Source organism: Streptomyces sp. NPDC088725 (assembly GCF_044751305.1).
Classification (GTDB): Bacteria; Actinomycetota; Actinomycetes; order Streptomycetales; family Streptomycetaceae; genus Streptomyces.
In genome coordinates this window covers 101,223-123,793 of record NZ_JBIVLO010000006.1, presented here as the reverse complement: position 1 = coordinate 123,793, position 22,571 = coordinate 101,223, and the positions used below count along the sequence as shown (strand labels likewise).

At 71.3% G+C, this 22,571-nt stretch carries 17 protein-coding genes; 10 read left to right on the top strand and 7 right to left on the bottom strand.

Annotated elements, in window-relative coordinates; genetic code table 11:
- Positions 1 to 293 precede the first annotated feature (293 nt).
- From aroA to ACIP6N_RS16860, 6 genes are all read left to right on the top strand, one after another.
- Positions 294 to 3,314 carry a 3-phosphoshikimate 1-carboxyvinyltransferase gene (aroA, locus tag ACIP6N_RS16885; RefSeq protein WP_401816399.1) on the top strand — a complete coding sequence of 1,007 codons (3,021 nt, stop codon included), beginning with the start codon at positions 294 to 296 and terminating at the stop codon, positions 3,312 to 3,314.
- A gap of 107 nt (positions 3,315 to 3,421) precedes the next feature.
- Positions 3,422 to 4,591, top strand: a complete 1,170-nt coding sequence (locus tag ACIP6N_RS16880) for an acyl-CoA dehydrogenase family protein (RefSeq protein WP_401816398.1) — start codon at positions 3,422 to 3,424, stop codon at positions 4,589 to 4,591.
- The gene (locus ACIP6N_RS16875; protein ID WP_401816397.1) at positions 4,588 to 5,445 is read left to right on the top strand and encodes an SDR family oxidoreductase; all 858 of its coding nucleotides are present in this window, start codon (positions 4,588 to 4,590) and stop codon (positions 5,443 to 5,445) included. Before ACIP6N_RS16880 ends, ACIP6N_RS16875 begins: the two co-directional genes overlap by 4 nt.
- Before the next feature lie 43 nt (positions 5,446 to 5,488).
- Complete coding sequence (locus ACIP6N_RS16870) at positions 5,489 to 7,705, top strand: FAD-dependent oxidoreductase (RefSeq protein ID WP_401816396.1); 2,217 nt, start codon at positions 5,489 to 5,491, stop codon at positions 7,703 to 7,705.
- Between the two features lie 52 nt (positions 7,706 to 7,757).
- Positions 7,758 to 9,008: a beta-ketoacyl-ACP synthase II gene (gene fabF / locus ACIP6N_RS16865; RefSeq protein WP_401816394.1), complete on the top strand. Its 1,251-nt coding sequence runs from the start codon at positions 7,758 to 7,760 to the stop codon at positions 9,006 to 9,008.
- Positions 9,009 to 9,053: 45 nt separating this feature from the next.
- Positions 9,054 to 10,715, top strand: coding sequence for a class I adenylate-forming enzyme family protein (locus ACIP6N_RS16860; protein ID WP_401816392.1), 1,662 nt, complete (start codon positions 9,054 to 9,056; stop codon positions 10,713 to 10,715).
- Positions 10,716 to 10,739: 24 nt separating this feature from the next.
- On the opposite strand, the gene ACIP6N_RS16855 is transcribed toward ACIP6N_RS16860, so the two are convergent.
- On the bottom strand, positions 10,740 to 11,624 hold the full coding sequence (locus tag ACIP6N_RS16855; RefSeq protein ID WP_401816390.1) for a DMT family transporter: 885 nt from the start codon (positions 11,622 to 11,624) through the stop codon (positions 10,740 to 10,742).
- 153 nt (positions 11,625 to 11,777) lie between these two features.
- On the opposite strand from ACIP6N_RS16855, the gene ACIP6N_RS16850 reads away from it, so the two are divergent.
- Positions 11,778 to 12,716: an RluA family pseudouridine synthase gene (locus tag ACIP6N_RS16850; RefSeq protein WP_401816388.1), complete on the top strand. Its 939-nt coding sequence runs from the start codon at positions 11,778 to 11,780 to the stop codon at positions 12,714 to 12,716.
- Here ACIP6N_RS16850 and ACIP6N_RS16845 read toward each other — a convergent pair.
- The 3 genes from ACIP6N_RS16845 to ACIP6N_RS16835 form a co-directional block, all read right to left on the bottom strand.
- Positions 12,710 to 13,339, bottom strand: a complete 630-nt coding sequence (locus ACIP6N_RS16845) for an MBL fold metallo-hydrolase (RefSeq protein WP_401816386.1) — start codon at positions 13,337 to 13,339, stop codon at positions 12,710 to 12,712. The two genes, ACIP6N_RS16850 and ACIP6N_RS16845, sit on opposite strands and share 7 nt — an antisense overlap.
- Positions 13,339 to 14,424 carry an S-(hydroxymethyl)mycothiol dehydrogenase gene (locus ACIP6N_RS16840; RefSeq protein WP_401816385.1) on the bottom strand — a complete coding sequence of 362 codons (1,086 nt, stop codon included), beginning with the start codon at positions 14,422 to 14,424 and terminating at the stop codon, positions 13,339 to 13,341. Before ACIP6N_RS16840 ends, ACIP6N_RS16845 begins: the two co-directional genes overlap by 1 nt.
- Positions 14,425 to 14,531: 107 nt before the next feature.
- Entirely contained in the window at positions 14,532 to 15,233 is a 702-nt protein-coding gene (locus ACIP6N_RS16835) for a FadR/GntR family transcriptional regulator (RefSeq protein WP_401816384.1), read from the bottom strand.
- Between the two features lie 120 nt (positions 15,234 to 15,353).
- Here ACIP6N_RS16835 and ACIP6N_RS16830 point away from each other — a divergent pair, with 120 nt between their 5' ends.
- On the top strand, positions 15,354 to 15,863 hold the full coding sequence (locus ACIP6N_RS16830) for a gluconokinase (RefSeq protein ID WP_401816383.1): 510 nt from the start codon (positions 15,354 to 15,356) through the stop codon (positions 15,861 to 15,863).
- Positions 15,864 to 15,913: 50 nt separating this feature from the next.
- Positions 15,914 to 17,311 (top strand): gluconate:H+ symporter, encoded by a 1,398-nt coding sequence (locus tag ACIP6N_RS16825; RefSeq protein ID WP_401816381.1) that lies wholly within the window; start codon positions 15,914 to 15,916, stop codon positions 17,309 to 17,311.
- A gap of 96 nt (positions 17,312 to 17,407) precedes the next feature.
- On the opposite strand, the gene ACIP6N_RS16820 is transcribed toward ACIP6N_RS16825, so the two are convergent.
- The 3 genes from ACIP6N_RS16820 to ACIP6N_RS16810 form a co-directional block, all read right to left on the bottom strand.
- The gene (locus ACIP6N_RS16820; RefSeq protein WP_401816380.1) at positions 17,408 to 18,955 is read right to left on the bottom strand and encodes an APC family permease; all 1,548 of its coding nucleotides are present in this window, start codon (positions 18,953 to 18,955) and stop codon (positions 17,408 to 17,410) included.
- A gap of 57 nt (positions 18,956 to 19,012) precedes the next feature.
- Entirely contained in the window at positions 19,013 to 19,972 is a 960-nt protein-coding gene (locus ACIP6N_RS16815) for a hypothetical protein (RefSeq protein ID WP_401816379.1), read from the bottom strand.
- A gap of 280 nt (positions 19,973 to 20,252) precedes the next feature.
- Positions 20,253 to 21,908 (bottom strand): FAD-binding dehydrogenase, encoded by a 1,656-nt coding sequence (locus ACIP6N_RS16810; RefSeq protein WP_401816377.1) that lies wholly within the window; start codon positions 21,906 to 21,908, stop codon positions 20,253 to 20,255.
- A gap of 145 nt (positions 21,909 to 22,053) precedes the next feature.
- On the opposite strand from ACIP6N_RS16810, the gene ACIP6N_RS16805 reads away from it, so the two are divergent.
- Entirely contained in the window at positions 22,054 to 22,566 is a 513-nt protein-coding gene (locus tag ACIP6N_RS16805) for an NUDIX domain-containing protein (RefSeq protein ID WP_401816376.1), read from the top strand.
- Positions 22,567 to 22,571: the final 5 nt, after the last annotated feature.

The window sequence follows — 22,571 nt, the reverse complement described above, 5'->3', positions numbered from 1 at the left end:
CGGCGGCCACGGCGGGGTCTGCCGGTTTTCGTGGTCAGCCAGCCGACCGCGCATCCCCCGTATGGGCCACTGTGCGGTTCGACCGGCGACGTCACACGTCTGCCCGGCTCCACTTCCATAACGTAACAACTGCCGTCCAGCGGACGGTTCCATCACCGAGCCAAGGCACGTCCGCGCCCGAGGTCCTGTCCGTGCCGCCCCGGCGTCCCCGCGCCGGTCGAGCCGCAGGCCTTCTGGCGCCGGTCGTCCGTGACGCGGTGTGCCCGCCCATGGCCAGGGAGTAACGCACCCCCATGCACCTTCTCGTCAAAGGGATCCAGCACCAGTTGACCGGTGAGGTCCTTGTCCCCAACTCGAAGTACCACGCGCACCGCGCACTGATCCTCGCGTCGCTCGCGGACGGCGTCAGCCGCGTCCACGGGCTGTCCGACGCCCGGCACGTCCTGTACACCGTGCAGTTGCTGCGCGGTCTGGGCGTCAAGATCTCCACGGACGGTGACACCTTTGTGGTGCGGGGCCTCGGCGGCCGGTACCGGCCGCGGCGCGCGGCCGTCTCCGCGGGCAGCTCGGGCACCACGCTCTATTTCATGATCGGTCTCGCCTCGCTGTCCGACCGGCCGGTCACGGTGACCGGTCAGAAGTACTTCCGCAGACGTCCCGTGGGTCCGCTGCTGGCCGCGCTGCGCCAGATGGGCGTACGTCTGGAGGCGGCGGACGACTGTCCTCCGGTCCATGTCCAGGGGCGGCGTCCGGCGGGCGGCCGGGTCCGGATCGCCGGGACGCTCTCCCAGTGGATCTCCGGGCTCATCCTGCTGGCGCCGTTCGCCACCGGGCCGACCACCATCGAGGTGGACGGGGAGCTGAACGAGCGTTCGTATCTGGAGCTGACCGTCGCGATGATGCGTCAGTTCGGCCTCCGGGTGACCGTGTCCGAGGACTGGCGGCGCTTCGACGTGGAGCCTGACCAGCAGGCGCGGCCCGCCGAGCTGACGCTGCCTCCGGACATCGGTTCCGCCGCGTTCGGCATCGCGGCCGCCGCGCTCCACCCCTCGGACGTACTGCTGCGGGGTATGACCCGGCTCGAAGGCGGTCCCGCCGACCATCCCGAGTTCCACTTCCTGGACATCGCACGCTCCATGGGGGTGCCCATGGAGCTGGACGAGGCGGCGGGCGGCGTACGGATCAGGCAGAACACGCCCGAGCTGAAGGGCGTCACGGTCGACTGCCGTGAGGTACCCGACATGCTGCCGATCCTCGCCACGCTCGGTACGTTCGCGTACGGGGAGTCGGTGTTCCGGAACATCGCGCACACCCGGCTCAAGGAGTCGGACAGGGCGGCCGCGATGCTCCAGCTCAACGCCATGGGCGGGGATCTGGAGCTGTCCGGCGACGCCCTGCGGGTGCGCGGTGTGGGGGGTCTCGTCGGCGCGAAACTGTCGTCGTTCAACGACCACCGGGTGCTGATGTCGCTGGCGGTCGCGTCGTCCCGGGCGCGCGGGCACGCCACGCTCACCTATCCGAACGCGTACCGGATCTCGTATCCGACGTTCCTGGACGCCATGAACACGCTGGGTCTGCCGATGTCGGTGGAGAACAGCGCGCCCGCGGCCGGCAAGAACGGCGCCGGGCGGCTGGAGAGGGAGGTGGCGAAGCCGGAACTGGCCGCGCGGATCACGCTGCCCGAATGGCTGCGGCGGCGGGCTGCCGCCCGGCCCGGCGACACCGCGCTGATCGACGTACGTCCCGACCGCGACGAGACCGTCACCTGGCGGGAGCTGGCCGACCGGGTGGACCGGGCCGCGTCGCTGCTGCTGGCGCTGGGGGTGCGGCCCGGCGAGAACGTCGCGTACCAACTGCCCAACCGCGCCGAGTTCGTGGTGCTGTCGCTGGCCTGTCTGCGGATCGGCGCGGTGTGCTGCCCGGTCATCCCGTTCTTCCGGGAGCGCGAGGTCGCCTTCGTCCTGCGCCGTTCCGGCGCGCGGGTGATGGTCGTGGCCGACCACTACCGCACGCGCGGGCCTGCGGCGGAAGTGCTCGGGCTCCGCGACGGGGACCGGGGGGCACTGGAGCACGTCCTCGTGCTGTCCTCGGCCGGCGGCCCCGCCGACCTGCCGGCGGACTCCGCGAAAGGCCAGGTGACCGACCCGGCCGGCGGTCCGGTCGTACGGGACTGGGAGCAGGCGCTCGCGGAGACGGTGACCGATCGCACCGCGCTGGACGCGTATGTTCCGGACCCGGACGCGACGGCGCAGTTGCTGTTCACGTCGGGCACCACCGGCGAGCCCAAGGGCGTGACGCAGCCGTCGCGGAATCTGGTCAGGGCCGTCTCCATGGAGATCAAGCACCTGGGTCTCGGTGCGCGTGACGCCGTGTGGGTGCCCTCACCGCTCGCCCACCAGACCGGGTTCCTGTACGGGATGGTGCTGGCGACGGTGCTCGGCGTACCGCAGATCCTCCAGTCCGAGTGGGACGCCAAGCGGGCGCTCACGTCCCTGAACGAGCACGGCGCGACCTTCGTCCAGGCCGCCACACCGTTCCTGTCCGACCTGGTCAAGGCGGTCGAGGACGGCGGCGAGACGCCGCGTCACCTGCGGATCTTCGTGGCGACGGGGGCGACGGTGCCGCGCGGTCTCGCGGAGCGCGCCGGCCGGGTGCTCGGCGCCGATGTCTGCGGCGCGTTCGGTACGACGGAGACGTGCCTGGGCGCGCTGTCGGCCCCGGCCGACGAGCCCGCGCAGCGCTGGGGATCCGACGGCCGGGCGCTGGACGGCGTCGAGCTGCGCGTCACGGACGAGCGGGGCCGGGTGCTGCCGGCGGGCGAGGAGGGCAACTTCGAGCTGCGCTCCCCCACCGTCTTCGACGGCTACCTCGGCGGTCCCGAGCTGACGGCGGAGGTCTTCACGGACGACGGCTGGTACCGCACGGGCGATCTGGCCACCCTCGACCAGTCCGGTTTCCTGCGGATCACCGGGCGCGTCAAGGACGTGATCAACCGTGGCGGTGAGAAGGTTCCCGTCGCCGAGATCGAGCAGTTGCTGTTCGCGCATCCGGCGGTCGAGGACGTGGCCGTGGTGGCCATGCCCGACGACCGGCTCGGCGAGCGCGCCTGCGCGTTCGTGGTCCTCGAGGACGGCGCGGCACTGGAGTTCGCGGCCATGCGGCGCTATCTGGACGAGCACCAGGTGGCCAAGCAGTACTGGCCGGAGCGGCTGGAACGGCTTGCCGAGCTGCCGCGCAACCCGGTCGGCAAGGTCCAGAAGTTCGCGCTGCGCGAGCGGGCGCGCGGATTGCGCCCGCACGCGGACACGGTCTGAGTCCTGAACCCACCACCGCGTTCGCACCCGAGTCCGTAGCAAGAAGTCCGAACCTTTACTGGTATCAGCGCATACAACACCTGCAAGACGGAAGGCAGAAGCAGCACATGACAGAAGATCAGCGGTTCGACCGGCTCCGCACCCAGGTCCTGGGATGGGTGGAGGGACCCGGCGAGCGCTGGGCGGAGCGTATCGAGGAGACCGGAGAGGTCCCCGAGGCGCTGTGGGCCGAGCTGAACGGGCTCGGCTTCCTCTCGATCGCGGCGCCTGCCGAGTACGGCGGCCAGGGCCTCGGCTTCGCGCGCTGGATGGAGCTGATGGAGATCTTCTCCCGCTCCCACGGCTCCGTACGGATGATCGTGCATGTCGTCAACGGCATCTGGCGGTCGATGGACGGGCACGCGACCGACGAGCAGCGCAAGCGCTTCGTGATCCCGTCCGTCACGGGCGAGATCAAGATCGCCTTCACACTCACGGAGCCGGGCAACGGGACCGGCGCCGACATCACCACCTCGGTGGTCCGCGAGGGCGACACGTACTACCTGTCGGGCCACAAGCACCTGATCACCTTCGGGATGCGCTGTGACTACTACCTGCTGGCCGCCCGCGTCGAGGGCAGCTCGGGGCACGACGGCACGGTGGCGCTGCTGGTGCCGAGGAACGCGGCGGGCGTGCGCGCCGAGGACACCTCGAACACGATGGGCGTGACGGGTACGGACCACGCCTCGCTGTCCTTCGACCGGACGCCGGTGCCGGTGGATCACCGGCTGGGCGCCGAGGGCCAGGGTCTTGAGGTCTTCCTCGGCGGGTTCCTGACCCCGTCGCGGATTTCGGTGGCGATGAGCTGTGTGGGTCTCGCGCAGCGCGCCCAGCAACTGGCCGTCGACTACGCGCGCGGGCGGGTGACGTTCGGCAAGGCGCTCACACAGCGGCAGGCCGTCCAGTTCATGCTCGCCGAGAACGCGGCGGACATCGAGGCGGCGAAGCAGCTGGTCCTGCACGCCGCGCGGCGGTTCGAGGAGGACGCGGACGACGCGTCCATGCAGTCCTCCATGGCGAAGATGCACGCCGTGTCGATGCTGACGACGGTCACCGACAAGGCGTTGCAGATCCACGGCGGACTCGGCTACTGGAAGTCGTCGAAGATCGAGCGCGTGTACCGGGATGCCCGTGCCCAGCGCTTCGAGGAAGGCACCAACGAGGTGCAGAAGGCAGTGGTCTTCCGCGAGCTGCTCCAGCGCGCGGCGGCCGAGGTCGAGGAGGGAACGACCCGATGAGCGGCAACGAACAGCGGCAGCACGGGAGCGGGCACGGGTCCGGACGCGAGCGGGTCTCGCTGATCACCGGCGCCTCGCGCGGCATCGGCCGCGCCCTGGCCCTCACCCTCGCCCGGCAGGGCGGCACGGTGGTCGTCAACTTCAAGCGGAACACGGACCTGGCGGAGAAGACCGTCGCCGACATCGAGGAGGCCGGTGGCCAGGGCTTCGCGGTCCGGGCCGACGTCGAGACGACCGAGGGCGTCAGGGCGCTCTTCGACGAGGTTGCCAGGCGCTGCGGGCGGCTCGACCACTTCGTCTCCAACGCGGCGGCCAGCGCCTTCAAGAACATCGTCGACCTCGGCCCGCACCACCTGGACCGCTCGTACGCGATGAATCTGCGGCCCTTCGTGCTCGGCGCGCAGGAGGCGGTGAAGCTGATGGACGACGGCGGCCGGATCGTCGCGCTGTCGTCGTACGGGTCGGTCCGCGCGTATCCCACCTACGCGATGCTCGGCGGGATGAAGGCCGCCATCGAGAGCTGGGTGCGGTACATGGCGGTGGAGTTCGCGCCGTACGGCATCAACGTCAACGCGGTCAACGGCGGTCTGATCGACTCCGATTCGCTGGAGTTCTTCTACAACGTCGAGGGCATGGCGCCGATGCAAGGGGTGCTCGACCGTATTCCGGCGCGCCGTCCCGGCACCGTGCGGGAGATGGCCGACACGATCATGTTCCTGCTCGGCGAGGGCTCCGGCTACATCACCGGGCAGACCCTGGTGGTCGACGGCGGGCTGAGCGTTGTCGCTCCGCCGTTCTTCGCCGACGCCGGTGAGGCGCTGGCGCTGCCGCCCCGTCCGACCCGCGACGCATGAGGCGCGCCGCCACCGCTTGCTGACCGAGAGGAGAGACCCGACCGTGTTCGACCACGTCTTCAGGCCCGGCGCCATCGGCGGGCTGACGCTGCCGCACCGCCTGGTCATGGGGGCCATGCACCTCAATCTGGAGGCCCTGGACGACGGCGGCGCCGCGCTCGCCGCCTTCTACGCCGAGCGGGCCAGGGGCGGCGCCGCGCTGATCGTCACCGGTGGCACCGCCGTGACCCCGGCGGGCGCGGGCGGCCCCGGTTACGGCATGACCGGCGACCCGCGGCACCGGGCGGCCCTGCGCGAGGCCGCGCGCGCGGTGCACGAGGCCGGCGGGCTGATCGCGCTCCAGCTCTTCCACGCCGGGCGGTACGCGCTGCCCGGCGCCCCGGGCACGGACGGCGGTGCGCCGCTCGCGCCGTCCGCCGTGTACAGCCGTTTCTCGCGCGCCACTCCGCGCGAGATGACGGCGGAGGAGATCACCGCGACGATCGCCGGCTTCGGGCGGGGCGCGGAGGTGGCATGTGAACTCGGCTTCGACGCGGTGGAGGTGATGGGATCGGAGGGTTATCTGATCAACCAGTTCACCGCGCCCCTCACCAACCGGCGGAGCGACGCGTGGGGCGGCGACGCCGAGCGGCGCCGGCGCTTCCCGGTGGAGGTGCTGCGTGCCGTACGGGCGGCGGCCGGGCCCGGGTTCCCGGTGCTGTTCCGGATGTCGGGCGCCGATCTGGTGCCGGACGGTACGTCCGCCGAGGAGACGGCCGCGCTGGCCGTGGCGCTGGCCGGGGCGGGCGCGGACGCGCTCGCGGTGGGCATCGGCTGGCACGAGTCCCCGGTCCCGACCGTGCAGGCCCAGGTCCCCGCCGGGACCTGGGCCGGGTACGCCAAGGACGTCAAGCGGGCGCTGCGCGCGGCCGGACACGGCGCGGTGCCCGTCATCGCCTCGAACCGCTTCAACCGGATCGCGCAGGCCGACGAGGTGCTGGCCGGTGGCGAGGTCGACTTCGTGGCCATGGCGAGGCCCTTCCTCGCGGACGCGGCGATCGTTTCCAAGTCCCGTGCGGGGCGGGGGGCGTTCGTGGACGTCTGCGTGGCCTGCAACGAGGCGTGCGTCGACCGCTCCTTCGGCACGGAGCGGGTGTCCTGCCTGGTCAACCCCCGGGCGGGCTACGAGAGCGAGTTCCCGGCCGGCGGCTATCCGGACCGGCCGGGCAGATACGCCGTGATCGGCGCGGGCCCCGCGGGCCTTGAGGCCGCGCGCACGCTGGCCGGACTCGGGCACCGCGTCGAGGTGTACGAAGCGGCGGCCGAGCCCGGCGGGCAGTTCCGGATGGCCGCGCTGGTGCCCGGCAAGGAGGAGTTCGGCGAGACCGTGCGTCTTCGCGTACGGGAGCTGCGTGAGCTGGGTGTGCCGCTGCACCTCGGCCACCGGATCGGTCACCGTGACGTGGCCGCGCTGAGCGCGCTGGACGGGGTGGTCCTCGCGACGGGTGTGGTGCCGTACCGGCCGATGCTGCCGGGGCTGGCGCTGCCCCATGTGCTGGACTACGCGCAGGCGTTCGCGGCCCGGGACGCGCTGGGGCCGCGGGTCGCCGTCATCGGTGGCGGCGGGATCGCGGTGGACCTGGCGCAGTTGCTGACGGGAAACGCGGACGCCGCGCCGACCCCGGAGGAGTTCCTGGCCGCGCACGCGGTCGGCGCGCTCGGGGCGTCCAGCTCACCCGCCGTCGCGAAGCCCGCCGTCGCTACGCCCGCTGTTCCCGCGCCCGCCGTTCCGGCGCCCGCGCGCGTGGCGCCCGTACGCGCACCGCGCGAGGTGACGCTCATGCGGCGCGGCGCCCGGATCGGCACCGGAATCGGGCCGAGCACCCGGTGGGTGGTGATGGCGGAACTGCGCGCCAACGGCGTACGGCTGGCCACCGGAGTGACATACGAGGAGATCACCCGTGAGGGCGTGTACGTGCTGGACGCCGAGGGCGGCCGGCGACTGATCGCGGCCGACCACGTCGTACTCGCCGCCGGGCAGGAGCGCGAGCGGGACGTCGTCGCGACCCTGCGCCGGGCGGGCGTGCCGTTCGAGACGGCGGGCGGGGCCGCCGGGACCGACGGGCTCAACGCGGTGCGCGCCACCGCCGAGGGGCTGCGGGCCGCTCACCGGATCACCCGGGCCGCGCGTCACGTTCAGAACACACCGAACACACGGAACACACTGAGCACGCACATCGGACACGCCACACCGCATACGGGAATCGCTCAGCTCCGGTGACTCTGTCCCACTACGGCCGAGTTATGGCCAACGGCCGAGCAGGAGGAATGCCGTGCAGAGCAATCAACAAGTCGTGGTGACGGGCTTCGGCGCCCTCACGCCCGTCGGCAACGACCGCGAGTCCACCTGGCAGGCGCTGCTCGCGGGCACGTCGGGGATCGGCCCGATCACCCGCTTCGACGCGTCGCGGCTGCCCACCAGGATCGCGGGCGAGGTCACCGGCTTCGACCCGGCCCAGCTGCTGGACCGGAAACGGGAGCGGCGCTCGGCCCGCTTCTCCCAGCTCGCCGTCGCGGCGGCCCGTGAGGCCGTCGCCGACGCCGGTCTGACGGTCGGCGCCGAGGCGGGCGGCGTCGACGCGGAGCGGGTCGGCGTGGTGCTCAACAACGCGGTCGCCGGGATGGACGGGGTGGAGGCGGCCGTCGACGCGATGCACGCCGATCCGCGTACGGTCAGCCCGTACTTCGTCTCCTCCGTCATCCCGAACATGCCGGCCTGCGAGGTCGCCATCGACCTCGGTGTGCACGGTCCCGTGACGGCGGGCGCGCTCGCCTGCGCCAGTGGGATCTACGCCCTGCTGGAGGCCCGCAGGCTGATCCTGTCGGGCGAGGCGGACGTCGTCGTCGCGGGCGGTACGGACTCGGCGATCACCCCGGTGATGTTCACCGGCCTCTCCACCATGGGCGCGCTCTCCCGGAACAACGACGACCCCACGCGCGCCAGCCGCCCCTTCGACGCGGACCGGGACGGATTCGTCTTCGGCGAGGGCGCGGTCGTCTGTGTCCTGGAGTCGGCGGAACACGCCCGCGCGCGGGGTGCGCGCCCGTACGCGGAGGTGGCCGGCGGCGCGCTCACCTCGGACGCCTTCCACGTCAGCGCCCCCGACCCCAGCGGCGCCGGCGCCGTCTCCGCGATGCGGCAGGCGCTGCGCGCCTCGGGTACGGACGCGAGCGACGTGGACTACATCTGCGCCCACGGCACCAGCACCCGGATCAACGACCTCACCGAGAGCCGGGCGATCCGGGACGTCTACGGGGCGCACGCCTACGACCTGGCGGTCAGTTCTCCGAAGTCGATGGTCGGTCATCTCATCGGAGCGGCGGGCGCGCTCTCCGCGATGGTGTGCGCGCTGGCCGTGCGGGACGGTGTCGTTCCTCCCACCATCAACCTGGACACGCCGGGCGAGGAATGCGATCTCGACTACGTGCCCCATGTCGCGCGCAAGGCCGACGTACGCGCGGCCGCGGTGAACGCGTTCGGCTTCGGCGGTCAGAACTGTGTCGCCGTCCTGCGGGCCGTCTGAGGCCGTGCCCGTGTCACACCGTATGTCTCCGTGGAGCTGCCTGATATGAACACTCCTGCCTACGATCCCGACGCCTTCCGTTCCGTCTTCGAGCAGCGGTTCACCTATTGGTCCGGTTTCGAGCGCAACACCCACCGGTACGCCCGCGCCACCGCCATGTCGGACCCGGCGACCGGGCGGTCCTGGACGTACGCGGAGCTGGGCCGGGAGGTCGAGCGGCTGGCCGCCGGGCTCGCCGCGTCCGGGGTGCGCCCCGGCGATCTGGTGGCGTACCAGCTGTTCAACGGGCCCGAGTTCGCGCTGCTGTATCTGGCCGCTCAGCGGCTCGGCGCGATCGGCTCGCCCGTCAACTTCCGTCTGGCGCCCGGCGAGAGCGCACATGTGCTGGACACCGGCCGGCCACGCGTCTTCGTGTACGACACGGCCGTCACTCAGAACGCGGGCCGGGCGCTCGCGCTCGCCGGCCACCGTCCCGCGCTGATCGCGCACGTCGGCTCGGGCCGGGACGGGGACGGCCCGCTGCCGGACTCCGTCCCGTTCGGGGACCTGGCGGCCCGGGGCGCGGGCACGGCCCCGCCGCCGGCGCCGGACGGCGGGATCTACGCGGAGACCACCCGCCTCTACACCTCGGGCACCACGGGACTGCCCAAGGGCGTACCGCTCAACAACGCCACGGAGGTGCTGTCCGCGCACGACGTGATCATGCACTTCCCGCTGTCGCCCGAGGACCGCACCCTGAACATGACGCCGTGGTTCCATCGCGGCGGTCTGTACGCGGGCGGCCCCAACCCCGTCTTCTACGCGGGCGCGGAGGTGGTGCCGCTGCGTCACTTCGACGCGGACACCGTCCTCGATCTGGTGCAGGAGCGCGGGATCACGTTCCTGATCGGTGCGCCGACCAATCTGGAGCGGCTGGCCGACGCGCAGGTGCGGGAGCACCGCGACCTGTCGGCGCTGCGCGGCATCGTCACGATGGGCGCGCCGCTGGACCGGGCGGCGGCCTTGCGGTACCAGGAGGTACTGACACCGCGGATCTTCAACGGGTACGGCACGACCGAGGCGTTCTGGAACACCTTCCTGCGCCCCGCCGACCTGCCGGAGCACGCGGGCAGCGCGGGGCGGGCCAGTACGGACGACGACGTGGCCGTGGTGCGGGTCCACGAGGGCCGGCGGGCGGCGCCCGGCGAGCTGGCGGCGAAGGACGGCCGGGAGATCGGCGAGGTGATCGTCCGGTCCCCGAAGTCGGGGTACGGCTACATCGGCAGGCCCGACGAGGAGGCGGAGAATTTCCGCGACGGCTGGCTGTACATCGGCGACCTCGCGACCTGGGACGAGGACGAGTACGTCACGATCGTCGGCCGCCGCGACGACATGATCCTGTCGGGCGGCGAGAACGTCCATCCGGTGCAGGTGGAAGAGGTGCTGGGCGAGCACCCCGGGGTCGCCGACTCGGTGGTCGTGGGCGCGCCCGACCCGGTGTGGGGGCAGCTGGTCACCGCGTACGTGGTGCGCAAGGACCCGGCGCTGACGGCGGCCCAGTGCGAGAAGCACTGCCGGGCGCACCCGATGCTGGCTCCGTACAAGCGGCCGCGCGCCTACCGGTTCGTCGACGCGCTGCCGGTCACCGCGACCGGCAAGAAGATCCACTACCGGCTGCGGGAGCAGGCGGCCGAGGACGCCGCGGCCGGACTGCTCGAACGGGTCTGACGGTCCGGCTTCCCCATTCCCGGGTCAGCGAAGCCGTCTGCGCTTCGGTTTCGGCTTCGGCCGGGTCCCGGTGGCCAGGGGGGAGCGGGCCAGTTCGATGCAGCCGGCGGTGATCAGGGCGACCGCGAGGAGTTCGGGCAACAGCCACCAGCCGGTGCGCAGGTGCTCGCTGAACAGCGTCACGCCGTACGTGATGCTGATCAGCGCGTCGCCGAGGGTGAGCATCGGCTGGGACGCCACCAGCGCACCGGCCTGGAGGGCGTTCTGGAGGAGGAACAGCGCGCCGACGCCCGCGACGGCGGTGCCGTACAGCTGCCAGGAGGAGAACAGCGCGACCACCCCGTCGCCGTCCTCCAGACGGGCCACGGCGTCCTTCATCAGGGCCGCGGTCAGGGCGTATCCGCACGCCGCGGCCAGTGCGAACAGCGCGGCCCGCAGGTTTCCGCAGGCCCGCTGCGCCCAGCTGATGATCCCCGCCTCGAAGAGCACGGTGATGATCAGCGCCGGAATCCAGGCGGTCCCGTTCACGGTCTCGGTGCCACCTCCCGGCGCGGCCGACGCCATGCCCAGGGCGAGGCCGGAAGTCACCGCCGCCACGCCGAACCACGCGCCGCGCGGCAGCGGGTGTCCGAAGACGTACGAGGCCATCAGCAGCGTCGTGGGCAGCTCGATCACGAAGATCGGCTGGACCACCGCGATCGGTCCTGTGGCGAGGGCAACCGCCTGGCAGACCGCCGCCACGACCACCATGCAGATCCCGGCCAGCCACACCTTCTGCCGGACCAGATGCCGGATCAGCGAGAAGTGCATCGCCTCCTTGTCGGGCACGATGGACGCGGCACGGCGCTGGAGCACGGAGGCTGAGCCGTTGCTGATCGCGGTCAGTACGGCGAACAGGACACTGATCACCGAACCATCATGGGGCTGGCGGCCACGTGATCCCGTCTCATCCCGCCCCGCGGGGTGGGACGGGCTGCGGGAGGGGGCCGAATGAGGTACGTTTCCCCAGCTCAGAGCCGAGAGACCGGAACCGGCAGAGGCTGAGGTGGAGGGAGCAGAGCCGTGGTACGCAGGAACAGCGCCCCGCCCGCGCCGCTCCCCCAGCGGGACGGCGTCGACCCGGTCCGGCTGCGGCTGCCGCCTGATCCGGGGCACGACTGGCCGACCGTACGGGACCACCTGATCGCGCGGTTCGGACGCGCCGTCGGCGGGGAGCGGATCGACGCGATGTTCGGGGAGGGGCGGTTCGTCGGGGCCGACGGGCGGCCGGTCGGGCCGGCGGAGCCGTACACCGCCGGGCGGTACGTGTGGTTCCACCGGGACTTCGCGCCCGAGGAGCGGGTGCCCTTCGGCATCGGCGTCGTCCACCGCGACGAGCGGATCGTGATCGCCGACAAGCCGCACTTCCTGGCCACCATGCCCCGGGGCGGCCACATCACCGAGACCGCGTCGGCCCGGCTGCGGCGGGACCTCGGCCTGCCCGCGCTCCAGCCCGCGCACCGGCTCGACCGGCTGACGGCGGGGCTGGTGCTCTTCGTCGTACGGCCGGAGGACCGGGGCGCGTACCAGACGCTCTTCCGTGACCGGCGGGTGCGCAAGGAGTACGAGGCCATCGCGCCGTACGACCCGGCGGTGGCGCTGCCGGTGACCGTGCGCAGCCGGATCGAGAAGGAGCGCGGGGTCATGGCGGCCCGGGAGGTGCCGGGCGGGGAGCCGAACAGCGAGAGCCGTGTCGAACTGCTCGGACACCACGGCGGGTACGGCCGCTACCGGCTGCTGCCCGCGACCGGCCGTACCCATCAGCTGCGGGTGCATATGAACGCGCTGGGGCTCCCGCTCCTGGACGACCCGGTCTATCCGGTCGTCCAGGAGCCGGGGCCCGACGACTACTCCCGGCCGCTGCGGCTCCTCGCGAAGGTGTTGGAGTTCACGGATCCGCTGACGGGTGAGCCGCGCCGCTTCGAGAGCCGGTTGTCCCTCGGCCCTGTCCCGGGTCAGTGACCCCGCTGAAGCCACTCCGCCAGGTGGGGTGCTTCCGCGCCGATGGTGGTCGGGTCGCCGTGTCCGGTGCGTACCACCGTATCCGGCGGCAGGGTGAGCAGCCGGTCGCGGATCGAGGACACGATCGTCGGGAAGTCGGAGTACGAGCGCCCGGTGGCGCCGGGGCCGCCCTGGAAGAGGGTGTCGCCGGTGAAGACGGTCGACAGCTCGGGCGCGTAGAGGCAGACCGCGCCCGGCGCGTGGCCGGGGGTGTGGAGCACGGTCAGGGTGATGCCCGCGACGGTGAGCGTGGCGCCGTCGGCGAGGTGCTCGTCCGGGATCTGCTCCGGGTACGTCTGCTTCCACAGCGGAAGATCGTCCGGGTGGAGCAGCACGGGCGCGCCGGTGGACGCGGCGAGGGCCGGCGCGGCGTCGATGTGGTCGTTGTGCGCGTGGGTGCAGACGATGGCGCGCAGGGTGCGGCCGCCGAGGGCGGTCTCGATGGCCGCGGCGTCGTGCGCGGCGTCGATGACGATCGCCTCGGAGTCGTCACCGACGATCCAGACGTTGTTGTCGACGTCCCAGGTGCCGCCGTCGAGTGAGAAGGTGCCTGAGGTGACCAGGTGGTCGATGCGCGCGGTCATCAGAACGTCACCACCGAACGCAGCACATCGCCCTCGCTCATGCGGGCGAAGGCCTTTTCGACGTCGCCGAGACCGATGGTCTCGGTGACGAAGGCGGCCAGGTCGATGCGGCCCTGCTGGTGCAGGTCGATGAGCATTGGGAAGTCACGGGACGGCAGACAGTCGCCGTACCAGGAGGACTTGAGGGAGCCGCCGCGGCCGAAGATGTCGAGGAGCGGCAGTTCGAGCTTCATCTCCGGTGTGGGGACGCCGACCAGGACGACCGTGCCCGCCAAGTCACGCGCGTAGAAGGCCTGTTCGTAGGTCTCGGGGCGGCCGACCGCCTCGATGACGACATCGGCGCCGAATCCCCCGGTCAGTTCGCGGATCGCCTCGACGGGGTCCGTGGAACGGGAGTTGACGGTGTGGGTGGCGCCCATCGACTTCGCCGTCGTCAGCTTGCGGTCGTCGATGTCGACGGCGATGATCCTGGCCGCGCCCGCGAGGCGCGCGCCGACGATGGCGGCGTCACCGACACCGCCGCAGCCGAAGACCGCGACGGAGTCGCCGCGGCCGACCTGTCCCGTGTTGATCGCCGCGCCGATACCGGCCATCACACCGCAGCCCAACAGGCCCGCGACGGACGGCGATACGCCCGGGTCGACCTTGGTGCACTGGCCGGCCGCGACCAGGGTCTTCTCCGCGAAGGCGCCGATGCCGAGGGCCGGGGAGAGTTCCGTACCGTCGGTCAGCGTCATCTTCTGCGTGGCGTTGTGGGTGTTGAAGCAGTACCACGGCCTGCCACGCAGACAGGCACGGCAGTTGCCGCACACCGCACGCCAGTTGAGGACGACGAAGTCGCCGGGCGCGACCTCCGTGACACCTTCGCCCACCGACTCCACCACGCCCGCGGCCTCATGGCCGAGGAGGAAGGGGAAGTCGTCGTTGATCCCGCCCTGCTTGTAGTGCAGATCGGTGTGGCAGACGCCGCACGCCTGTACTTTCACCACAGCCTCGCCCGGACCCGGATCCGGCACGACGATCGTCTCGATCCGCACCGGCTGGTTCTTGCCGGGCGCGACGACTCCTTGCACCTGCTGCGACATCCCAGGGACCTGCCTTTCCTCACAGCCATGAGCGCTTCACGCGCTTCCGGCACTGTTGTTCCCGCTCACCACCACTATCCCGTGCCGGGACGCGTGGCGAGGGACTGTCAGGGCGCGAGCACGTCCAATTCGTGCAGGGCGCCGACGGCGATCTGCCTGGTCAGCTCCTCGGCGCGGCGGCCGTCGCCGTCCCGGACCGCCTCGGCCACCTGGACGTGCAGGGTGACGGCCGCCGGGTCGGGGTCGTCGAACATCACCTGATGGCGCGTGCGTCCGGTGAGGACTTCGGCGACGACGTCGCCGAGGCGCGCGAACATCTCGTTGCCCGACGCGTTGAGCACGACCCGGTGGAAGGCCATGTCGTGCACGAGGTACTCCTCGAGCCTGCGGCCCCGCGAGGTGGCGACCATCCCGAGGGCCAGCCCGGCGAGTTCGGCACACTGCTCGGGCGTGGCGTGCCTGGCGGCGAGCCCCGCGGCGACCGGCTCGATCGCGGAACGCAGCACGGTCAGGGAGCGCAGCTGACGCGGCCGGTCGGTGCCGGCCAGCCGCCAGCGGATGACCTGCGGATCGTAGACGTTCCACTCCTCGGTGGGCCGTACGGTCACCCCCACCCGGCGCCGGGACTCCACCAGATGCATCGATTCGAGGACCCTGACCACCTCGCGGACGACGGTGCGCGAGACGTCGAAGCGCTGGGCCACCTCGTCGGTGCGTACGACACTGCCCTGCGGGTACTCGCCCGCCGTGATGGCGAGGCCGAGGGTGTCCAGCACACGGGTATGCAGGCCCCGGCCTTCTGTGGTCATGGACGTAAGCCTACGATGCCGATCGACCATGCAAAAGTATGACGTTTTCATCACAGCCTCTTGAATACGTCGTACCTAATGAGTTTCAGTTGCGGGTCGGATCTGATCGAGAGGGCAATCATGAGCACCACCCACGTCGTCGTGGTGATGGGCGTAGCAGGCACGGGCAAGACCACGATCGGGCCACTGGTCGCCGCCGCGCTGAACGTTCCGTACGCCGAGGGCGACGACTTCCACCCGCCGGAGAACGTCGCGAAGATGTCGGCCGGCACGCCCCTGGACGACGCGGACCGCCTGCCCTGGCTCGACGCGATCGGCGCGTGGGCGCACGGCAGGGCCGGTCAGGGCGGGGTGGTCGCCAGCTCCGCGCTCAAGCGCGCCTACCGCGACCGGCTGCGGGACGCGGCGCCCGACACCGTCTTCCTGCACCTGACCGGCGACCGGCCGCTCATCGAGCGGCGGATGGCGGAGCGCAAGGGCCACTTCATGCCCACGGCCCTGCTCGACTCGCAGTTCGCCACCCTCCAGCCGCTGGAGGACGACGAGACGGGCGTGTCCGTCGATGTGTCGGGCACCCCGGAAGAGATCACCGAACGGGCCGTCGCCGCGCTGCGCCGCCTGGAGCGGTGAGCCCGGACAGGCCGACCCTCCCCAACAGCCTCACACCCTAGGAAGTCTCCGTGAGCACTCTCAACGTCGAGATGCTGGCAGCGGATGCCGCAGAGCCGATCACCTCGGCGGGCAACGCACAGCTGGGCATCGCCGTACTCGTCGGCATAGCCGTCATCGTCGTTCTCATAACGGCCTTCAAACTGCATGCCTTTCTCTCCCTGACCATCGGTTCCCTGGCGCTCGGCGCCGTCGCGGGAGCGCCGCTGGACAAGGTGATCACCAGCTTCACCACCGGCCTCGGCTCGACGGTCGCGAGCGTGGGCGTACTCATCGCCCTGGGCGCGATTCTGGGCCGGCTGCTCGCCGACTCCGGCGGCGCGGACCAGATAGTCGACACGATCCTCGCGAAGGCGAGCGGGCGGGTCATGCCGTGGGCCATGGTGCTCATCGCCGCCATCGTCGGTCTGCCGCTCTTCTTCGAGATCGGCATCGTGCTGCTGATCCCGGTGGTCCTGCTCGTCGCCAAGCGCGGCAACTTCTCCCTGATGCGGATCGGCATTCCGGCCCTGGCCGGGCTCTCCGTGATGCACGGGCTGATACCCCCGCACCCCGGTCCGCTGGTGGCGGTCGACGCCCTCGGCGCCAACCTCGGTGTCACGCTGGCGCTCGGTGTGGTCGTCGCGATCCCGACGGTGATCATCGCCGGTCCGGTCTTCTCGAAGTACGCGGCGCGCTGGGTGGACATCCAGCCCCCGGAGAAGATGATCCCGCAGCGCCCCTCCGAGGAACTGGACACCCGGCCGAGCTTCGGCGCGACGGTCGTCACCGTGCTGCTGCCCGTCGTACTGATGCTGGGCAAGGCCCTGGTCGACATCGTCATCGACGACCCGAAGGACAGTGTCCAGCGCGTCGCCGACGTGGTCGGCTCCCCGCTGATCGCACTGCTCCTGGCTGTGCTCGTCGGACTCTTCACGCTGGGCCGCGCGGCCGGTTTCACCAAGGACCGGCTCTCCTCCACCGTCGAGAAGTCCCTCGCCCCGATCGCCGGTGTGCTGCTGATCGTCGCGGCCGGTGGCGGTTTCAAGCAGACGCTGGTCGACTCCGGAGTGGGCCAGATGATCCTGGACATCTCCAAGGACTGGTCGATCCCCGCGCTCCTGCTGGGCTGGCTGATCGCCGTCGCGATCCGGCTCGCCACCGGGTCCGCGACGGTGGCCACCATCTCCGCCGCCGGACTCGTGGCGCCGCTCGCCGCGGACATGTCCAGCACGCACGTCGCCCTGCTGGTCCTCGCGGTGGGTGCGGGCTCGCTCTTCTTCAGCCATGTGAACGACGCCGGGTTCTGGCTGGTGAAGGAGTACTTCGGGATGGACGTCGGACAGACGATCAAGACGTGGTCGGTGATGGAGACGATCATCTCCGTCGTCAGCCTCGGCTGCGTCCTGCTGCTCTCGCTGGTCTTGTAGCGACCTGACGCGAAGGCCCCCTGCGACCGCCGGAAACCGGTGGCCGCAGGGGGCCTTCGCGTTTGTCGTCCGTCAGAGACGCGGTACGCGGGTGCCTCAGACCCCGGCGCTCCGCGATCCCGCGGCCTTCTCCAGCTGGAACGCCTCGTTGCCGAGCCCGATCCTGGCGTACACCTCGGGCTTCACGGAGCGCAGCACCAGGCCGTAGACGAGGCCACCGGCCAGGACGATCCCGACGACGGCCGGCAGGATCCAGCGCAGCGAGGAGCCGGGCCCTGCCCCCACCAGCACGCCGAAGTCCCTGACCGTGTAGAAGGCGACCATCAGCAGCACGATCCCCGCGATTCCGGAAGCGACCAGACGCGGCGCCTGGGGGCGGCCGGCCCCGCGTCGTACGAAGAAGGCGATGACGGCGAAGGCGGCGGCCGCCATCAGCAGGATGATGCCGAGCGCTCCGAGGTTGCCCATCCAGGTGAACAGGTGCAGCACGGGCCCGGTCGGGTCGCCGGCCGGCTTGTCGTCGGTGAGCGCGAAGGCGAGCACGACGACGACGGCGAACGCGGACTGCAGGAGCGATCCCGAACCGGGCGCTCCGCTGTTCTTGTTGGTCCGGCCGAAGGTGGCGGGCAGCAGGCCCTCGCGGCCCATGGCGAAGGCGTACCGGGCGACGACGTTGTGGAAGCTGAGCAGCGCGGCGAACATGCCGGTGACGTACAGGATGTGCAGGAGGTCGGTGAAGGTGGACCCGAGCCTGCTCTCGGTGAGCGTGAAGATCAGTCCGGGCCCCTCCTTCGCGGACGCGCCGACGACCGCGGCGGGGCCGGTCGCGACGGACAGGGCCCAGGCGCTGAGCGCCAGGAAGAGGGCGGAGAGACCGACGCCGAGGAACATCACACGGGAGACGACGACGTGCGGCCTGCTGGTCTCCTCCGCGTACACGGGGGCCTGTTCGAAGCCCACGAACGCGGCGATGCAGAAGCAGAGGGCGGTGCCGATGCCCGCACCGCTCAGGTTCTCCGGGTTGAAGGCATGGAAGGAGACGCCCTCCTTGCCCGGGTCCGCGACCGAGGAGATGTCGAAGATCACGACGAGAGTGACCTCGATGAGCAGCAGGACGCCGAGGACGCGGGCGTTGAGGTCGATCTTCAGCCAGCCGAGCAGTCCGACGGCAGCGACGGCGACCAGGGAGGGGATCCACCAGGGGACGGTCACACCGAAGTAGGTGTCGAAGAGTCCGGACACCTCGAAGCCGAGCAGGCCGTAGATGCCGACCTGCATGGAGTTGTACGCGAAGAGGGCGACGAACGAGGCCCCCGTGCCCACGGTGGAGCCGAGACCGCGGGCGATGTACGCGTAGAACGCGCCGGCGTTGTGCACGTGCCGGCTCATCTCCGCGTATCCCACGCTGAAGAGGACCAGCACGACGCCGAGCGTGACGTAGAGCAGCGGCTGGCCGACGACGCCCATCACGCCGTACACGGTGGGCATGAGGCCGGCGACGGTCATCAGGGGCGCGCTGGCCGCGAGCACGGACAGCAGCAGTCCGGCCGTGCCGAGGCGATTGGCGCGCAGTGCTCCCTCCTGCCCCCGGTACGTGTTGATCTCGCTCGTACGCGAACTCGTACGCGAACTGCCCGTCGACATGGCAGAAGTGTCCTTTCGGGATGCGGGGCGGATGCGGGGCGGGTGTGGAGCGGCCGTTCAGCGGAGACCGAGCGCGGCGTCGCGCGCGGCAAGGAACGCTTTGTGCGGATCCCGGTCCGGGTACGACCAGGGAGCACGGGTGGGATGCGGGCCGATCCGGTTGAACAGCGCGGCGGCCTCGGCGATCCCGCCCTGGTACAGGTGGGCGTGCGCAAGGAAGTTGAGGTCGACGCGGTTGCGCGGCTGGCGCTCGGTCTCGCACTCCAGCCACCAGTCGAAGGCCGTCGTGAGCACCTGCCGTGCGCGGCGTCCCTTCCAGTGGGGCGAGACGGCCGGGTCGGCGGGCTCGTGGCCGGACGTGGCGAGCACCCGGTAGCGCTCGGCGTGGGCGACCACGGGAAGCACGGCGAGCGGGGAGTCGGGCGGCGCGTGCTCGGCGGCCCAGGCGGCGAAGTCGTAGACCTCGTGCAGCGGGTCCTGGCCCGCGCCGGGATGCCGCTCCGCGAGCCGCGCGGCCATCAGGTGGTGCGCGTGGTGATGGCCGGGGTGACGGGTCCTGACCTCGTCGAAGAGCTGCGCGGTCTCCTCCTCGGTGCCGAGGGTGCGCGCCAGAATCAGCAGACCGAGCCAGGGAGTCGGGTCGGCCGGGGCCTGTCTGACGGCCTGTCGGCAGATCTCGCGCGCCCGGGCTTCCTTCGCCTTGCCGCGCAGCACACCGAAGACGGTGGCACAGGCGGACAGGGTCGTGGCGTCCGCGCTCTCCGGCTCGGCGATGAGCCATTCGCCGGCCCACGCCGCGGCGCCGGGCGCCTGGGCGAGTACGACGACGCGGTGCCCCCTGCGGTCCCAGTCGTCGCCGGTGGCCGCCAGCAGAGTGCGCGCCTCCGACCAGCGGCCCTGAGCCAACTGATCTCTGGTGAGGGCCAGTTCTTCGTCGTCCAGGGCCGGATCGAAGAACTGGCCCGATCTCGAGCGCCGTCTTCGGGGGCGGCCGAGGGGTGGCGGAGGCGGTGACATCCGCGGAAATCCTCCAGGGCACGTGTCGAGCGATGATCGCGCACAGCAAAGCCGTAGCCACCGCTCCACGTCAAGGCCCGAATCGTTACGTAAGGCGGCCAACTGGCACATCGACGGACCCGGTTGAGCGGTATGGTCGGCCGCTGACCGGTCAACTTCTCTCTTTTGGGGTCCAGTTCGGGCTTGATCGGGTCACGGCGGGAGAGATCACATCAGCGGCCCGGGGCGCCCGCTTCACTCCGGCCGCTCCATGGGGTGTCCGGAGTACGAGACGTCTCCGTCAGTCGACCGCCTTCGCCGCGGAACGGCCCGCCGTACGGCCCGAGAAGATACAGCCGCCGAGGAACGTGCCCTCCAGGGACCGGTAGCCGTGTACGCCCCCGCCGCCGAACCCGGCCGCCTCGCCCGCCGCGTACATCCCGGGCAGCGGCTCCCCGCCCGCCGTGAGGACGCGCGAGGAGAGGTCGGTCTCCAGACCGCCGAGTGACTTGCGCGTCAGGATGTTCAGCCGTACGGCGATCAGCGGGCCCGCCTGCGGGTCCAGGACGCGGTGCGGGGCGACCGTACGGGTCAGCCGGTCGCCCAGGAACCTGCGCGCTCCCCTGATCGCCGTCACCTGGGCGTCCTTGGTGAACGTGTTGGCGATCTCCCGGTCGCGCGCGGTGATTTCGCGGCGCAGCTCCGCCTCGTCGATCAGCGTCTCCCCGGTCAGCGCGTTCATACCGCGGACGAGCGCGCCGAGGTCCCGCTCCACCACGAAGTCGGCGCCCTTGTCCATGAACGCCTTGACCGGGCCCGGCACTTCGGTCCGGGTCCGGTCGAACACACCGCGGACCGACTTGCCCGTCAGATCGGGGTTCTGCTCGGAGCCGGAGAGTGCGAACTCCTTGCCGATGATGCGCTGGTTGAGCACGAACCACGTGTACTCGTAGCCGGAACGCGTGATGTGCTCCAGCGTCCCGAGGGTGTCGAAGCCGGGGAAGAGCGGCACCGGCAGTCGGCGGCCGCGGGCGTCGAACCAGAGCGACGAGGGTCCCGGCAGGATGCGGATGCCGTGCGCCGCCCAGACCGGGTCCCAGTTCGCGACGCCTTCCGTGTAGTGCCACATCCGGTCTCCGTTGATGTGACGGGCGCCCGCCGACTCCGCGACGCCGAGCATCAGCCCGTCGACATGCGCGGGCACACCGGAGAGCATCGTGCGCGGCGGGGTGCCGAGCCGCTCCGGCCACTGCTCGCGGACCAGGTCGTGATTGCCGCCGATACCGCCCGAGGTGATGATCACGGCCTGCGCCCTGAGCGTGAAGTCCCCGGTCACCGTGCGGCCGCTCGCGCTGCCGCGCGGCGCGGCGCTCGGTTCGAGGACCTCGCCGGTGACGGTGTCGACGGCGCCCGCCGTGCGCCCGAGGCCGGTGACGCGGTGCCGGAAGCGGAACGTGACGAGGCCCCGCGCGACGCCCTCGCGCACCCGCCGTTCGAACGGCGCGACCACCCCCGGGCCCGTGCCCCAGGTGATGTGGAAACGCGGCACCGAATTGCCGTGCCCGGTGGCGCCGTAGCCGCCGCGCTCCGCCCAGGACACGACGGGGAAGAACCGCATTCCCTGCCGGTGCAGCCAGTCGCGCTTCTCGCCGGCCGCGAAGTCGACGTACGCCTCGGCCCACCGGCGCGGCCAGTGGTCCTCCTGCCGGTCGAAGCCGGCCGCGCCGTGCCAGTCCTGGAGGGCGAGATCCCGGCTGTCCTTGATGCGCATCCGGCGCTGCTCGGGCGAGTCGACGAAGAACAGGCCGCCGAAGGACCAGTGCGCCTGCCCGCCGAGCGACTGCTCGGGCTCCTGGTCGAGGATGATGACGGAGCGGCCCGCGTCGACCAGTTCGGCGGCGGCGGCCAGGCCCGCGAGGCCGGCCCCGATCACAATCACATCAGCGTCGTGGGCCATGGATTCCATCCTTCTCGGATCGGGGACTCGGGTCGGGCGGCTCGGATCGGGCAGTTCGGATCGGGGCCACACGGGCGGGTGCTCCGGGCGGGTGGTCCGATCTTGCGTACGCGCGAGTAACCCGTCAACTGGTTGGATGGTCCGCATGGCACCTGAAGACGAGATCCTGGACGTGGTGGACGAGCACGACCGTGTCACCGGGCAGGCCCCGCGCGGCGAGGTCTACGCGAAGGGGCTGCGGCACCGCTGCGTCTTCGTCCTGGCGCGGGACGCCGAAGACCGCATTTTCGTGCACCGCAGAACCGCGACGAAGATGGTCTTCCCGTCGCTGTACGACGTGTTCGTGGGCGGGGTCGTCGGTGCGGGCGAGAGCTACGACGACGCGGCGCTGCGCGAGGCCGAGGAGGAGCTGGGGGTCAGCGGACTCCCGCGCCCCGAGCCGCTGTTCCCGTTCCTCTACGTGTCCCCGGACGGCCGGCAGAGCTGGTGGTCGTACGTGTACGAGGTCCGCTGCACCCTGCCGGTGGACCCGCAGGCGGAGGAGGTCGGCTGGCACGGTTTCCTCACGGAGGACGAGGTGGAGCGGCGGCTCGGTGAGTGGACGTGGGTGCCCGACGGCCTCGCGGCGTATGAACGGCTCAAGGCGTTCCGCGCGTAGGGTGC